Raw genomic sequence first — 14,561 nt, 5'->3', positions numbered from 1 at the left:
GCTCATTAATGCAGCGCGGTAGTAATCTCGGCCGTCTTGGCGGCTATAACCAGGCGGTGATCCTGGATGCGATCCGCCGCGCCCCCGAAGGCATTGCACGGGTCGAGCTGGTGGAGCGCACGGGCCTGTCGCCGCAGACCATTTCCAACGTAGTGCGCCGCCTTGTCGACGACGGTCTGGTGCGGGAAGACCGCAAGACGGTTTCCGGGCCGGGCAAACCCCGGACGGTTCTGGAGCTGGAGGTGTCCAGCCGCATTGCCATCGGCATCCACCTGGATCCTGCCGTCATGACCGTGGTCGCCCTGAACCTGCACGGCGAGGTGGTGGCCAGTACGGACCACCGGATGCCGGGGGTGGGCGAACCTGACGGCATAGTGTCCCAGATGGCTGACGCCGTCGAGACCCTGATTGCCACCGCAGGGCTGGACCGCAGCCGGATCCTGGGCGTGGGCCTTGCCGCGCCGGGGCCCATCGACGGGATCGAGGGCATGATGGTTTCGCCGCCGATGCTGCCGGGCTGGGACCGGGTGCCGCTGCGCGAGCCGTTGGAGGAACTGACCGACCTGCCGGTGTGGCTGGACAAGGACGTGACTGCGGCCGCAGTGGCCGAGCTCTGGGCGAGCGACAGGGATGCGCCGTCCAGCTTTGCCTTCATTTATCTGGGGACCGGGCTTGGCGCCGGTGTAGTGCTGCAGAACGAGGTGCAGCACGGTTCCTCCGGAAACATCGGCGAGATCGGGCATTTCCCGGTGCCGGACGAAGTGCCTTTGTGCGAATGCGGCCGGCGGAACTGCGTCGGCATGAGCCTGAATTTCGTGACCCTCATCCGGCAGGGCATCGAAGCCGGGATCTTCCCCAAGAACCACGACGAGCAGGGACTGGACGGGACAACTGCGGCTATTTTCGAAGTGACCAGCATGGCCGGAGCGGGCAACGCCGAGGCTCAGGCCATTGTGCACCGGGCGGCGCGGAACCTTGCGTTCGTCGTGGCGCAGGTGGCCAACGTGCTCGACGTCCAGCGGATCATCTTTGGCGGGCCGCTCTGGGACGGCCTTGCCGGCGTGGGCCTGCCGCTGCTGCGAGAGGAGATCCAAAAGCACTTCGTGGCGAAGGACATTCACCAGCTCGAAGTGGTGGGATCCGACCTCGGCGAGCAGGTGGGCGCCATCGGCGGAGCCTGCCTGGTACTGGACCAGGCCTTCTCGCCCAAGACCCGGGGACTCCTGTTGGAGACGTAAAGAAACGTCACAAAGTGTATTTGAAGTCACATATGGCCGAATTTCTTCAGGTTAATCAATTGTTCACCTGTTGGGCTTGATTTAGTCCATCGTATGGATAAACATGGTTAGGGACGGCAGGCGTTCGTATGATCACGCCAACTCTTGAAATGAACGGTTCAAGAGCGGGTGCGGCCCTGGGGAGGGGCGCGTGCCGTCAACCAAGTAGGACAACAGCGATCGCGAGTAGTTCCGGCGAACGGGAAGAAGCCCGGACTACAACTTCTCTTTTGAAGTTCTCGCAGTTGAAATTCTTTGGGATGCACCAAATGCGGTAGCCGCCGGCTGCGCATCCGTGGGGGGATGCGCAGACGGCGGCTTTCCTGCTTAACTGCGGCACCAGCGGCGCTGTTGCGGGAGTGCCCCTGGCCGGAATCGAACCGACGGCCTACCCTTTAGGAGAGGGTCGCTCTATCCAACTGAGCTACAGAGGCGCGGACCTATCCAGCTTACCCTTTTGCCGCCGTCCTTGTTTCATTCTGTTTCCGGCGTGGTCCGCGGAAAACCGCGTAGAGAGCGGCCAGGATGCTCAGGCCGAACAGCACGGATTTCGCGACCGTCAGGAGGCTGGCCAGCGATGCGTCGCCCACCGGATCGGTGCTCATAATCGAGTCCAGCACCCAGTTCTCGGCCAGATCGGCAATGACGTACAGCAGTACGGGCGCCCAGCAGAGCCAGCGGAGCAGCCCGCGTTTGAGCTGCTGGCCGATCAGCAGCAGCCAGGTGAAGCCGAACAGCAGCGGGAAGATCGTGTCGGCGGTTTTGTGCCAGTAGTTGTATTGGCCGGCGCCGTCCTCGCCGAAGGCGGTGCGCACGTCCTGCACGTACTCGGTGCTGTAACCGGTGACCAACGTATCCGGCATGGCCAGGCCGCCGCTCAGCTGCTGGAACTGCGGCATGATCAGGATGAACGAGTACCCGAACAGGAACGCCGAGGCCACCGCGCCGGCGATGACAATCATGTTGGCATTGCCTGCCGCCTTGGCCGGCGTGCGGCCGGTACTCGGATTGACGACGCCGGATCCTGGCTTTGTGGAGGAAGGGTCACCAGTGGGGGCGTCGGCTGCTGCGGGACCGTGCTTGCGGAGGCGCTGCGCGCGGGACTTGGACATATCTCCATTATGGCCCCGGGCAGCGACGCGCCTCGGAAGGGCCGGAACAGGCGGGATGGGCTAGGCCGTGGGCGAATCCGGCACCGAGTGTCAGCGGTGGCTAATAGACTGATAGGACCATGGATTTTCTGACTGACCCTGCCTATGATGCTCCTGCCCCTGCCTTGCCTGATGCGCAGGAACTGCTGGCTGGGCTGAACCCGCAGCAGGAAGAGGCAGTTAAGCATGCCGGCTCGCCACTGCTGATCATTGCCGGCGCCGGGTCCGGAAAAACCCGCGTGCTCAGCCACCGGATCGCCCACATGTTGGCCACCAAGCGTGCGCGCCCGGGAGAGATTCTCGCCATCACCTTTACCAACAAGGCCGCCGCGGAGATGCGTGAGCGGATCGAGTCGCTGGTGGGGGACCGGGCAAAGAACATGTGGATTTCCACGTTCCACTCCTCCTGCGTGCGGATTCTGCGCCGGGAGGCCAAGAACGTTGGGCTCAATTCGAACTTCTCCATTTATGATTCGGCGGACACGCTGCGCCTGATCACCCTGGTGGCGAAGGGCCTGGACCTGGATCCGAAGCGCTTTCCGCCGAAGTCCATCCAGCACAAGATCTCCGCGCTGAAGAACGAGCTGATCGACGACGAAGCCTACGCCGGGACGGCAAACTACTCCGACCCGTTCGAGCAGGCCGTGGCTGAGGTCTATAAGGGCTACACGCAGCGGATGCGCCAGGCGAATGCCATGGACTTCGATGATCTGATTGCCCAGGTGGTCTTCATCTTCCAGGCCTTCCCGGCGGTGGCCGATTCCTACCGGCGGCGCTTCCGGCACGTCCTGGTGGACGAGTACCAGGACACCAACCACGCCCAGTATGTATTGGTCCGCGAACTTACCGGCGGGACGGGCGAATCGGAGCAGGACTTCCCGCCCGGTGAACTGACCGTGGTGGGGGACTCGGACCAGTCCATCTACGCCTTCCGCGGTGCCGACGTGCGCAACATCGTGGAGTTCGAAAAGGATTACGCCAACGCACGGACCATCTTGCTGGAGCAGAACTACCGCTCCACCCAGACCATTCTGACGGCTGCCAACGCTGTGATTTCCCGCAACCCGAACCGTCCGGCCAAGAGGCTCTGGACCGCGGAAGGGGACGGCGAGCGGATCATCGGCTACGTCGGTGAAAACGAGCACGACGAGGCCCGGTTCATCGCCAACGAGATCGACCGGCTGCAGGACGCCGAGAACCTGCGCCCGGGGGACGTGGCCATCTTCTACCGGACCAACGCGCAGTCCCGTTCCATCGAAGACCTGCTGATCCGGGTGGGCCTGCCGTACAAGGTAGTGGGCGGAACGCGCTTCTACGAGCGCAAGGAAATCAAGGACGCCCTGGCCTACCTGCGGGTGCTGGTGAACCCGGACGACGTGGTCAACCTGCGGCGGATCCTGAACGAGCCCAAACGCGGCATCGGGGACCGGGCCGAGTACGCGGTGGCCGCGCTCGCCGAGCGGGACCGGCTGTCCTTCATGGAAGCCCTGCGCAAAGCCGATGATGCGCCGGGGATGGCCACCCGCTCCGTCAATGCAGTTGCCGGTTTCGTGAAGCTCATCGATGACCTCACCGAAGTGGCCAACGGATCCGGGGCCTCGGCTGCACTGGAAGCGGTACTGGAACAGACCGGTTACCTGGCTGCGCTGCGGCAGAGCAATGACCCGCAGGACGAGTCCCGGGTGGAAAACCTGGCGGAACTGGTCGCCGTCGTGCGTGAATACGAACGGGACAACCCGGAAGGAACGCTCGGCAGCTTCCTGGAGCAGGTGGCCCTGGTGGCGGACGCGGACCAGATCCCGGATGCACCGGATGAGGAAAGCGCACAGCTGGCCAAGGATCAGGGCGTGGTTACGCTGATGACGCTGCACACGGCCAAGGGGCTGGAATTCCCGGTGGTGTTCCTGACTGGCATGGAGCATGGCGTGTTCCCGCACCAACGGTCCATGACGGATCCGAAGGAGCTGGCCGAAGAACGGCGGCTGGCCTACGTGGGGCTGACCCGTGCCCGCAAGCGGCTCTATTTGACCCGCTCGGAATCGCGGAGCATGTGGGGCCAGAGCCAGTACAACCCGGCAAGCCAGTTCATCGAGGAAGTCCCGCCGGAACTCATCGACTGGAAGCGTGAGGGCAGCAAGCGTCCGGCCTTCACCTCTTCCGGCAGCTTCGGCTCCAGCCGGTACAGCGGTTCCCACTGGGGCGCCGGCGCCGGCGGCAACCAGGATGTTTCGTCGCTGCCAGGTTCGGCGCGGTCCATGGCGCCGGCCGCCGTGCGGGCAGGCCGCGTCCAGCCGCAGAAGGAAGTCATCGCGCTGACCGTGGGCGACAAGGTCAACCACACCAGCTTCGGAAACGGGACAGTGCTCTCGCTTGAAGGCGCCGGGGACAAGACTGTGGCGAAGGTCAAGTTCGACATCGGCGAGAAGCGCCTGCTGCTGCGTTATGCACCGCTGACCAAGTCGGACTAGGGGCGATGTCCCGCCGGGGCGGGAAGGCTCCCGCGCCGGGAACTCAGCAGCACATCGCAGAAGACGCCGCGGCGGCGATCCGCATTTGGTCACGCTGGCATAACAACATAGCGTTTTTCCTATGGACTTGAATGTGGCGGACGTGGATGTAGCCCAGCTGGGCACCCTGGGATTTTGGATGGATAAGCCGCTGCGGGTCTCCGTGATTCTGATCGGCGGCTTCCTGCTGAACCTGCTGGTGCGGATTGTCATCCGCCGGATGTCGACGAAGATCGCCAGTGGCGAGACGGCGAAGCTCGAGAAACTCGACGCCGATGCCATCGGGAAAAGTGTCAAAGACCCGCGCTACTGGCTGATGCAGGATTCGCCGATCGCGGCCGTGCGCCGGGCCCAGCGGGCGCAGACCATCGGCTCGGTGCTGCGCTCCATCGCCACCGTGGTCATCGCCGTGATGACGATCCTGATGGTCATGACCGAACTCGGCTTCAACCTCGGACCGCTGCTGGCTAGCGCCGGTATCGCCGGTGTGGCCATCGGTTTCGGTGCCCAGACCCTGGTAAAGGACTACCTCTCCGGCTTGTTTATGGTGGCCGAGGACCAATACGGCATCGGCGACGTAGTGGACCTGGGGGAAGCCTCGGGGACAGTTGAATCGGTGGGGCTGCGTGTGACACAGGTACGTGCCGTGGACGGCACGCTCTGGCACGTACGTAATGGCGAAATCCTGCGTGTGGGCAACTCTTCCCAGGGCTGGGCCCGCGCCGTGCTCGATATCCCGGTTCCCTACGACTCCGACGTCGAAAAGGTCAGCGATCTGATTCTGCGCTCAGCCAAGGATCTGCGCTCGGACCCGGACTACCGGCGGCTCATCCTGGACGATCCCGAAATCTGGGGCGTCGAGGCGCTCACGGGCGAATCCGTGGTCATCCGCCTCGCGATCCGGACCAAACCGCTGGAGCAGTGGGGCGTCGCACGTGCGATGCGCGCACGCCTGAAGGGCGATCTGGACCGTGCCGGGCTGCGCATTCCGCTGCTGAACCAGACCGTTATTAAGGACGGGAGCCCGGTGCTGGTTCCGGCCGGCTCCGAAAGCCACGCCGACGCCTCTGCTGGTGCCTCTGCCAGCACGCCGGATGAAAGCCGCTAAGCCAAGCAGTAGCGCAAGCAAAAGAGCCCGCCCGGCAGGCCGTGAGCGACGCGTCACAAAGTACCGCAAAGGGTTACTTTTCTACAAACCATAGAACTGTGCCCTTGATCACTAAAGGGGTACTCTAGGACAGGCGTCGCACGCCAAGGGACTAAAGTTCCCCTTGGAGCGCGAACGGATTTGCACCGAAAAAATGTCCGCCTACGCAGGCACGAAGTGGCGCAGATCCGCGCTCCGAGTCAGAAACGACTTCGACGTAGAAGGACACAACCCGTGGACCTGTATGAATACCAGGCGCGCGATCTCTTTGAGGCACATGCTGTACCCGTGCTTGCAGGAATCGTTGCCTACACTCCAGAAGAAGCCAAAGCAGCAGCCGAAAAGATTGGCGGCGTTGTTGTCGTCAAGGCTCAGGTAAAGGTTGGCGGCCGCGGTAAAGCCGGCGGCGTCAAGGTCGCAAAGACTCCGGACGAAGCGTTCGAATACGCCACCAACATCCTCGGCATGGACATCAAGGGCCATACGGTCAACAAGGTCATGATCGCCCAGGGCGCAGACATCGCCGAGGAGTACTACTTCTCGGTCCTGCTGGACCGGGCCAACCGCAACTACCTGGCCATGTGCTCGGTGGAAGGCGGCATGGAGATCGAGCAGCTGGCTGTCGAGCGTCCCGATGCTCTGGCCAAGATCGCCATTGACCCAGCCGTCGGCATCGACCAGGCCAAGGCTGACGAAATCGTCGCCGCTGCCGGCTTCGCCGAGGAACTGCGCGGCAAGGTCGCCGCGACCATCGTCAAGCTCTGGGATGTTTTCATCAAGGAAGACGCCACCCTGGTCGAGGTCAACCCGCTGGTCAAGACCGGCGCCGGCGACATCGTCGCTCTGGACGGCAAGGTCTCCATCGACGAGAACGCCGCCTTCCGCCACCCCGAGCACGCTGAGCTCGAGGACAAGGACGCCGCGGATCCGCTCGAGGCCAAGGCCAAGGAACTGGACCTGAACTACGTCAAGCTCGATGGCCAGGTCGGCATCATCGGCAACGGCGCCGGACTGGTTATGTCCACGCTGGACGTTGTCGCCTACGCCGGCGAGAACCACGGCAACGTCAAGCCCGCCAACTTCCTGGACATCGGCGGCGGCGCTTCGGCCGAGGTCATGGCCAACGGTCTGGACATCATCCTGAACGACGCGCAGGTCAAGAGCGTGTTCGTCAACGTCTTCGGCGGCATCACCGCTTGTGACGCCGTCGCAAACGGCATCGTCAAGGCCCTGGAAATCCTGGGCGAGAAGGCCACCAAGCCGCTGGTTGTCCGCCTGGACGGCAACAGTGTCGAGGAAGGCCGCCGTATCCTCCGGGACGCGAACCACCCGCTGGTCACCCTGGCAGTCGGTATGGACGAAGGCGCCGACAAGGCCGCCGAACTGGCGAACGCCTGAGGATCGAGGAAAAAGAACATGTCTATCTTCATTAATAAGGACTCCAAGGTCATCGTCCAGGGCATCACCGGCGGCGAGGGCTCCAAGCACACCGCCCGCATGCTCCATGCCGGCACCAACGTTGTCGGTGGCGTGAACGCACGCAAGGCCGGCACGACCGTGACCCACGGCGACAAGAGCCTGCCTGTTTACGGCACGGTCAAGGAAGCCATCGCCGAGACCGGCGCTGACGTCTCGATCGTCTTCGTTCCGCCGGCCTTCACCAAGGACGCCGTGGTCGAGGCCATCGAAGCCGAAATCGGCCTCGTCGTCGTCATCACCGAGGGCGTTCCGGTCCAGGACTCCGCAGAGTTCTGGGCGCTGGCGCAGTCCAAGAAGGACGCCGACGGCAACCAGGTTACACGCATCATCGGCCCGAACTGCCCCGGCATCATCACTCCGGGCGAGTCCCTCGTGGGCATCACCCCGGCGAACATCACCGGCAAGGGCGGCGTGGGCCTGGTGTCCAAGTCCGGCACCCTGACCTACCAGATGATGTATGAACTGCGCGATCTGGGCTTCTCCACCGCCATCGGCATCGGCGGCGACCCGGTCATCGGCACCACGCACATCGACGCCCTGGCCGCGTTCGAGGCTGACCCCGACACCAAGGCCATCGTGATGATCGGCGAGATCGGCGGCGACGCTGAAGAGCGTGCGGCCGAGTTCATCAAGAACAACGTCACCAAGCCGGTTGTCGGCTACGTGGCAGGCTTCACCGCTCCCGAGGGCAAGACCATGGGCCACGCCGGCGCCATCGTTTCCGGTTCCGCCGGTACCGCCCAGGCCAAGAAGGAGGCACTCGAGGCCGCAGGCGTCAAGGTCGGCAAGACGCCGTCCGAGACCGCCCACCTGCTGCGCGAGGTCTACCCCGAGCACGAGGAACCCTCGAACCTCTAGGGGTTCGTCCGCGCAAGCGGGAAGTTCCAAGCTAACGACGGCGGCGCTGTCACCTTCATCGCGAAGGTGACAGCGCCGCCGTCGTACTTTTGGTGCTGTTGCGCGGGGCGGACTCGTAGAATTCGCCGGCCGTTACGCAGGATGACTTTCTACGGTCCGGGGGCTGGCTAGGCTGGAAACAGCCGTTCCCGACGCAAGGAGAGCACATGCGCGCCACCATCATCCACGGACCCCGCGATATCCGGGTGGAAGAGCGGCCCTATCCCAAGGTGCAGCTTCCCACGGACGTGGTGGTCAAAGTGACCGCGTCTTGTGTCTGCGGCTCGGATCTCTGGCCCTATCGGGGCGTCCGCGAGACGACGGAACCGCGCGCCATCGGCCACGAATTCGTCGGAGTGGTCGAGAGCGTCGGGGAGGCGGTGACGGCCCTGGCCCCGGGTGATTTCGTGGTCGCGCCGTGGGTGGGCAACTGCGGCGAGTGCCCGCAGTGCCGCAACGGCGTCACGGTGGCGTGTGACCACCGGGCCTCCTGGGGCAGCACCGACGAGCACGGCTTCCATGTCGACGGCGGCCAGGGAGAGGCCGTGCGCGTGCCGCGGGCCGAGGCAACGCTGGTGAAGGTGCCCGGGGTGGACCAGCCGGATGCAGAGCTGACCGCCAACCTGCTGGCGCTCTCCGATGTCATGGGAACGGGGCACCACGCGGCAGTGAGTGCGGCGGTGGGGCCGGGCCGTTCCGTCGTCGTTGTTGGAGATGGGGCGGTGGGGCTCTGCGGCGTGCTGGCATCGAAACGACTTGGTGCGGAGCGGATCATCATGATGTCCCGGCATGCCGACCGGCAGGCGCTGGCCAAGGAGTTCGGCGCCACCGACATCGTCGAGGAGCGCGGAAAGGCCGGAGCGGAAGCGGTGCGTTCGGTGCTCGGCGGTGTGCCCGCGGATTCGGTACTCGAATGCGTGGGGACCAAGGAGTCGATGGACCAAGCGCTGCGGTCCACGCGCCCCGGCGGCAGCGTCGGCTTCGTCGGCGTTCCGGCGGGCGGAGCGGAACTGCCCATCGGCGTGCTGTTTGCCAAGAACATCTCGGTGGCAGGCGGGGCCGCGTCCACCCGGGTCTACCTGCCCGAGCTGCTGGCGGACGTGCTCGCCGGCAAGATCAACCCGGGCAAGGTTTTCGATGTCGAAATGCCGCTCGATGAGGCGGCCGACGCCTACAAGGCCATGGACGAACGCCGCGCGATCAAGGTGCTGCTCAAGCCGTAAAGGGAGACCGTCCGACTCATTTGCATCGGCATGGGACAATGGTGTAGATGTCTGTTTTGAATTCTTCCCCCACTGCCACGTCTTCCCGGCCACAGGTCCGTCCTGCCGTAGAAGGTGCCGAGCCCGCTGTCACCAGCGACGGCCGACCGCTGCTGCAGTTCAAGTCGCCGCGCGTGAAGCAGCCGCCGGTACACCTGGCCGATCTGACCCTCGCCGAGCGGCAGGCCAAGCTCAAGGAAATGGGCCTGCCCGCGTTCCGCGCCAAGCAGCTCTCCACGCACTACTTCCAGCACTTCACCACGGACCCGGAAGCCATGAGCGACCTCCCCAAGGACGGGCGCGCAGAACTGGTCGCCGAAATGTTCCCGACGTTGCTGACCAAGGTCAAGCAGCTCAAGACGGACAACGGTGACACCATCAAGTTCCTGTGGCGGCTGTTCGACGGCTCGCTGGTCGAGTCGGTGCTGATGCGCTACCCGGGCCGGATCACGCTGTGCGTCTCCAGCCAGTGCGGCTGCGGCATGAACTGCCCGTTCTGCGCCACCGGCCAGGCCGGGCTGACGCGCAATATGTCCACCGCGGAGATCCTGGACCAGATTGTCCAGGCCAACCGGGTGATCGCAGAAGGCGCGCTGGGCGGCAAGCGCAAGGACGGCGGGCACGACGCCGAGCGCGTCACCAACATCGTTTTCATGGGCATGGGCGAGCCCTTGGCCAACTACAAGCGCGTGATGGCAGCGGTGCACCGCATGGCAGCCGAGGCCCCCGAAGGCCTGGGCATGTCCGCCCGCAACATCACCGTCTCCACCGTGGGCCTGGTGCCGGCGATCAACAAGCTCGCGGCCGAGGACATCCCGGTGACCTTCGCGCTGAGCCTGCACGCGCCGGACGACGAACTGCGCGACGAGCTGATCCCGGTCAACAGCCGGTGGAAGGTTGACGAGGCGCTGGATGCGGCCTACAACTACTACGCTGTGACGGGCCGACGGGTCAGCATCGAGTACGCGCTGATCAAGGACATGAACGACCACGCGTGGCGCGCGGACCTGCTGGCCAAGAAACTGAACAAGCGCGGCCGCGGCTGGGTGCATGTGAACCCGATCCCGCTGAACCCGACGCCCGGTTCCATCTGGACTTCGTCGGAGAAGGCGGTGGAGACCGAGTTCATCAACCGGTTGATCGCCGCCGGCATCCCGACGACGCTGCGCGACACCCGCGGCAAGGAGATCGACGGCGCCTGCGGGCAGCTGGCCGCCGCAGACGACGAAAACGTCGCAGACTAAACGCAACTAAGCGCAGCAAAGCACTAAGCACAAAGCAGCGGCCCCGCTCCTTCCAACTGGAGCGGGGCCGCTGCGCTCTGTTGCGGCGCTAGCCCATCATTGGTCCGTCACCGGCTACCCACGCAGCCGTTCCATCTTCGGATCCACCAGCGGCTCGGCAGCGATGGTTGCGGCGACCTTCCGGCCGAAGTAACCGATCTCCACCGAATCGCCCTCCGCCAGGCCAGCCGGCAGCCAGGCATAGGCGATCGGCCGGCCAATGGTGTAGGCGTAGGCCGCACTGGTGACGTAACCCGCGGCCTCGCCGTTGACGAACACCGGTTCCTTACCCAGCACTACGGACGTGCCGTCGTCGACCGTCAGGCACTTCAGTTCCTTGGAGGCAGGCTCGGCCCGGCGGGCGGCCAACGCCTCGTATCCCACGAAGTCCGTCTTGTCCTTGAAGACCGAGAACCCGAGTCCGGCTTCATACGGGCTGTGCTCGGGAGTGACATCGGTGCCCCAGAGCCTGTAGCCCTTTTCCAACCGGAGGCTATTGAAGGCACCGCGGCCGGCTGCGATGATGCCGTGCTCCTGGCCGGCTTCGAAGAGCAGATCCCATAGCTTCAACCCGTACTCCGCCGAGGTGTACAGCTCCCAGCCGAGCTCCCCGACATAGGACAGCCGCCAGGCCGTGACGGGGATGCCGCCGATATTGACCTCCTTGGCCCGGAAATAGCGCAGCGAGTCATTGGTGTAGTCGTCCTCGCTGACCTTGCCGATGACCTCGCGGGCGAGCGGCCCCCACAGCCCGATGCAGCAGGTGCCCCCGGTGATATCGGAGACATGGACCCACTGTGCCGGATCCGCCGCGGACTGCTTGCGGGCCTCGACCCGGAAGTAGTCGAAGTCGATGTTGCCGTTGACACCGAGCTGGAAAGTCTCCTCAGCAAGACGTGCGATGGTGACATCGCTGCGGACGCCTCCGTCGTCCGCCAACAGCAGGCAGTAGGTGACAGCCCCCGGCTTTTTGGCGATGTTGCCGGTGCTCAGCCGCTGCAACAGCGCCAGCGCACCCGGGCCGGTCACCTCAAGGCGCTTCAGCGGGGTCATGTCATAAAGCGCGACGGCGGTGCGCGTCTTCCATGCTTCGGCGGCTGAGATGGGGGAGTGGAACATGTTGGACCAGCTGTCCCGCTCCGGTGCCTGCCACTCTTCCGGCAGTTCCTGCAGCAGCGCGCTGTTGGCCTCGTACCAGTGCGGACGCTCCCAGCCAGCGGACTCGAGGAAGAATGCGCCGAGTTCATGCTGGCGGACATTGAACGGGCTGACCCGGAGGTCGCGCGGAGATTCGCGTGGCTGCAGCGGGTGGAGCACGTCGTAGATCTCCACGAAGTTCTGCTGCGAGGTTTCGCTGACGTACTCCTTGCTGACCTGGATCTTCTCGAAGCGGGTCGCCTCGCACTCATGCAGGGGCGTGCTGGACTGGCCTTCCACCAGGAGTTCGGCGACGGCCTTGGCGACGCCGGCCGAGTGCGTGACCCACACGGCCTCCGCGAGGTAGAAGCCCTCGACCTCGGGCGACTCGCCTATCAGCGGGCCGCCGTCCGGCGTGAAGGAGAAGATGCCGTTGAAGCCGTCCTCAATCTCAGCGCCGCGCAGGGCGGGCAGCAGCTCCTGGCTGTCCTGCCACGACGGCAGGAAGTCGGCTTCGGTAAACTCCAGCCGCGAGGGCATGCGGTGTTCGGACATCTGGTCTGCCCGTACCTGCGGCAGTTCATCCAGATCCACCGGCATCGGGCGGTGGGCGTAGGAACCGATGCCGATCCGCTCACCATGCTCGCGGTAGTACAGGTCCTTGTCCTGATGGCGCAGGATGGGCAGGCGGGCGCCGTTGGGCAGTTCGTTCTGGCCTGCCAGTTCCGGCACTGCTGTGGTCTTGACGTACTGGTGTGCCAGCGGCAGCAGCGGCACCGGCATGCCGACCATGGCACCGATTTTGGGGCCCCAGAAGCCAGCGCAGGAAACCACAATGTCCGCAGGCACCACGCCGTCGGGGGTCTCAACGCCGGTGACCTTGCCGCCGGCCTGCTCGATGCCGGTTACGGGGGTGGAGCCGATGAACTTTACGCCCGCTTCGCTGGCCTTTTCGATCAGCAACTGCACCGCGCGGGCGGCGGAGGCCAGACCATCGGAGGGTACATACAGTCCGCCCAGGACCATATCCCGGTTAATCATCGGGTAGCGCTTCTCGCACTCATCCGGGTCGATCAGCCGGCCTTCAAGACCCCAGGAGGTAGCGAAGCCCAGTCGGCGCTTCAGCTCCTCGAGGCGCGCTTCGGTGGTGGCGACCTCCAGCCCGCCGACCTGGTTGAAGCAGGAGCGCCCGTCCGCACTGAGCGAGAGCAGCTTCTCCACCGTGTAGCCCGCGAGCTCGGTCATCGTCTTGGACGGGTTGGTCTGGAACACCAGGCCCGGTGCATGCGAGGTGGAACCACCGGCTAGATGCAGCGGTCCTTGCTCGATGACGGTGACGTTGTTCCAGCCGCGAGTGGCCAGCTCGTCGGCCAGATTGGCGCCGACAATGCCGGCCCCAATGATGACTACGCGGGGTGTGTGGCTCATAAGTATTCTCCTTGGATCGCGTTTAGCGGAAGACGACGGTGCGGGTGTTGTTGAGCAGGACGCGGTGCTGGCAATGCCATTTCACGGCGCGGGACAAGGCCTGGGCCTCGGCATCGCGGCCCACTGTGACCAGGGAAGCAGGATCCAGGCTGTGGTCAACCCGGAAGACCTCCTGCTCGATGATCGGGCCCTCGTCCAAGTCGGCAGTGACGTAGTGGGCGGTGGCTCCGACCAGTTTCACGCCGCGGTCGTAAGCCTGATGGTACGGCTTGGCGCCCTTGAAGCCGGGCAGGAACGAGTGGTGGATATTGATTGCGCGGCCGCGCAAGGCCTCGCAAAGGCCGTCCGAGAGCACCTGCATGTAGCGTGCCAGCACCACTAGGTCGGCGTCGTGTTCTGCGACGAGGTCCAGAAGCCGCTGCTCGGCCTCGGCCTTGGTAGCGGCAGTGACCGGCACATGCACGAACGGCAGGCCCGCGGCCTCGGCCATCGGTCGGAGGTCCTCATGATTGGAAACAACGACAGCGATTTCGGCACCAAGGCTCCCGGCCTGCCACCGGAAGATCAGGTCGTTGAGGCAATGGCCGAATTTCGACACCATGACCAGCAGCCGCTTGGGGCTGCCATCATGGATTTCGAAGTTCATTCCGAACCGGTCCGCCACATCTACGAATTCCTTCGTCAAGACCGCGGCCATCGCCGGGCGATCCGCGTCGCTGCCCTTGCCCTCGCCGGATCCAGTTGTTAGGTTCGCCGGCGCAAAAGCTGTCCGCAGGAACAGCGTGCCACTGACATGGTCGTCGAATTGCTGGTGCTCCGCGATGTCGAAGCCGCGCTCGGCCAGGAAGCTGGTCACAGCGTGGACAATGCCGGGACGTTCCGGACACGAGAGCGTCAGGACAAACGGGGCCGTGTGTTTTCCAGCGTACGCGTGAACACGGCCAGCCGGAAGGTCATCGTTGAGTAATTCAGTGGTGGCCAGAGCCGTCATAG

Annotated in this window: 10 protein-coding genes and 1 tRNA gene; 7 read left to right on the top strand and 4 right to left on the bottom strand. The window is 64.6% G+C overall.

The window, feature by feature from the left end:
• Nucleotides 1-8: 8 nt before the first annotated feature.
• Complete coding sequence (locus AC5RWO_RS08410) at nucleotides 9-1,238, top strand: ROK family transcriptional regulator (RefSeq protein ID WP_498730874.1); 1,230 nt, start codon at nucleotides 9-11, stop codon at nucleotides 1,236-1,238.
• 399 nt (nucleotides 1,239-1,637) lie between these two features.
• Here the strand turns inward: AC5RWO_RS08410 and AC5RWO_RS08405 are convergent.
• Both AC5RWO_RS08405 and AC5RWO_RS08400 read right to left on the bottom strand, forming a co-directional pair.
• Nucleotides 1,638-1,711 (bottom strand) — tRNA-Arg (locus AC5RWO_RS08405).
• 15 nt (nucleotides 1,712-1,726) lie between these two features.
• Nucleotides 1,727-2,389 (bottom strand): hypothetical protein, encoded by a 663-nt coding sequence (locus tag AC5RWO_RS08400; protein ID WP_498730872.1) that lies wholly within the window; start codon nucleotides 2,387-2,389, stop codon nucleotides 1,727-1,729.
• Nucleotides 2,390-2,508: 119 nt separating this feature from the next.
• Between AC5RWO_RS08400 and pcrA the strand changes: the two genes are divergently transcribed.
• From pcrA to rlmN, 6 genes are all read left to right on the top strand, one after another.
• Entirely contained in the window at nucleotides 2,509-4,896 is a 2,388-nt protein-coding gene (pcrA, locus tag AC5RWO_RS08395) for a DNA helicase PcrA (RefSeq protein ID WP_498730870.1), read from the top strand.
• Between the two features lie 133 nt (nucleotides 4,897-5,029).
• Nucleotides 5,030-6,043, top strand: a complete 1,014-nt coding sequence (locus AC5RWO_RS08390) for a mechanosensitive ion channel family protein (RefSeq protein ID WP_498730868.1) — start codon at nucleotides 5,030-5,032, stop codon at nucleotides 6,041-6,043.
• Nucleotides 6,044-6,316: 273 nt separating this feature from the next.
• Complete coding sequence (gene sucC, locus AC5RWO_RS08385; protein ID WP_498730866.1) at nucleotides 6,317-7,480, top strand: ADP-forming succinate--CoA ligase subunit beta; 1,164 nt, start codon at nucleotides 6,317-6,319, stop codon at nucleotides 7,478-7,480.
• 18 nt (nucleotides 7,481-7,498) lie between these two features.
• Nucleotides 7,499-8,419 carry a succinate--CoA ligase subunit alpha gene (gene sucD / locus AC5RWO_RS08380; RefSeq protein WP_498730865.1) on the top strand — a complete coding sequence of 307 codons (921 nt, stop codon included), beginning with the start codon at nucleotides 7,499-7,501 and terminating at the stop codon, nucleotides 8,417-8,419.
• A gap of 206 nt (nucleotides 8,420-8,625) precedes the next feature.
• Nucleotides 8,626-9,681 carry a zinc-dependent alcohol dehydrogenase family protein gene (locus AC5RWO_RS08375; RefSeq protein ID WP_498730864.1) on the top strand — a complete coding sequence of 352 codons (1,056 nt, stop codon included), beginning with the start codon at nucleotides 8,626-8,628 and terminating at the stop codon, nucleotides 9,679-9,681.
• A gap of 47 nt (nucleotides 9,682-9,728) precedes the next feature.
• Nucleotides 9,729-10,964 (top strand): dual-specificity RNA methyltransferase RlmN, encoded by a 1,236-nt coding sequence (rlmN, locus tag AC5RWO_RS08370; protein WP_498730862.1) that lies wholly within the window; start codon nucleotides 9,729-9,731, stop codon nucleotides 10,962-10,964.
• Nucleotides 10,965-11,078: 114 nt separating this feature from the next.
• On the opposite strand, the gene AC5RWO_RS08365 is transcribed toward rlmN, so the two are convergent.
• Both AC5RWO_RS08365 and purU read right to left on the bottom strand, forming a co-directional pair.
• Nucleotides 11,079-13,568, bottom strand: coding sequence for a GcvT family protein (locus tag AC5RWO_RS08365; protein ID WP_498730860.1), 2,490 nt, complete (start codon nucleotides 13,566-13,568; stop codon nucleotides 11,079-11,081).
• 22 nt (nucleotides 13,569-13,590) lie between these two features.
• On the bottom strand, nucleotides 13,591-14,559 hold the full coding sequence (gene purU, locus AC5RWO_RS08360) for a formyltetrahydrofolate deformylase (RefSeq protein WP_498730858.1): 969 nt from the start codon (nucleotides 14,557-14,559) through the stop codon (nucleotides 13,591-13,593).
• Nucleotides 14,560-14,561 lie beyond the last annotated feature (2 nt).

This window comes from Arthrobacter sp. B055-34 (genome assembly GCF_059090425.1).
The sequence above is the reverse complement of the archived record's forward strand: the minus strand, read 5'-3'. Positions and strand labels throughout refer to the sequence as shown.

Excerpts from the sequence above, each read along its gene's own strand:
- sucD (WP_498730865.1), top strand. The coding sequence starts at position 7,499 with ATGTCTATCTTCATTAATAAGGACTCCAAGGTCATCGTCCAGGGCATC.
- purU (WP_498730858.1), bottom strand. The coding sequence starts at position 14,559 with ATGACGGCTCTGGCCACCACTGAATTACTCAACGATGACCTTCCGGCT.
- AC5RWO_RS08365 (WP_498730860.1), bottom strand. The coding sequence starts at position 13,568 with ATGAGCCACACACCCCGCGTAGTCATCATTGGGGCCGGCATTGTCGGC.
- AC5RWO_RS08375 (WP_498730864.1), top strand. The coding sequence starts at position 8,626 with ATGCGCGCCACCATCATCCACGGACCCCGCGATATCCGGGTGGAAGAG.
- rlmN (WP_498730862.1), top strand. The coding sequence starts at position 9,729 with ATGTCTGTTTTGAATTCTTCCCCCACTGCCACGTCTTCCCGGCCACAG.
- pcrA (WP_498730870.1), top strand. The coding sequence starts at position 2,509 with ATGGATTTTCTGACTGACCCTGCCTATGATGCTCCTGCCCCTGCCTTG.
- AC5RWO_RS08410 (WP_498730874.1), top strand. The coding sequence starts at position 9 with ATGCAGCGCGGTAGTAATCTCGGCCGTCTTGGCGGCTATAACCAGGCG.
- AC5RWO_RS08400 (WP_498730872.1), bottom strand. The coding sequence starts at position 2,389 with ATGTCCAAGTCCCGCGCGCAGCGCCTCCGCAAGCACGGTCCCGCAGCA.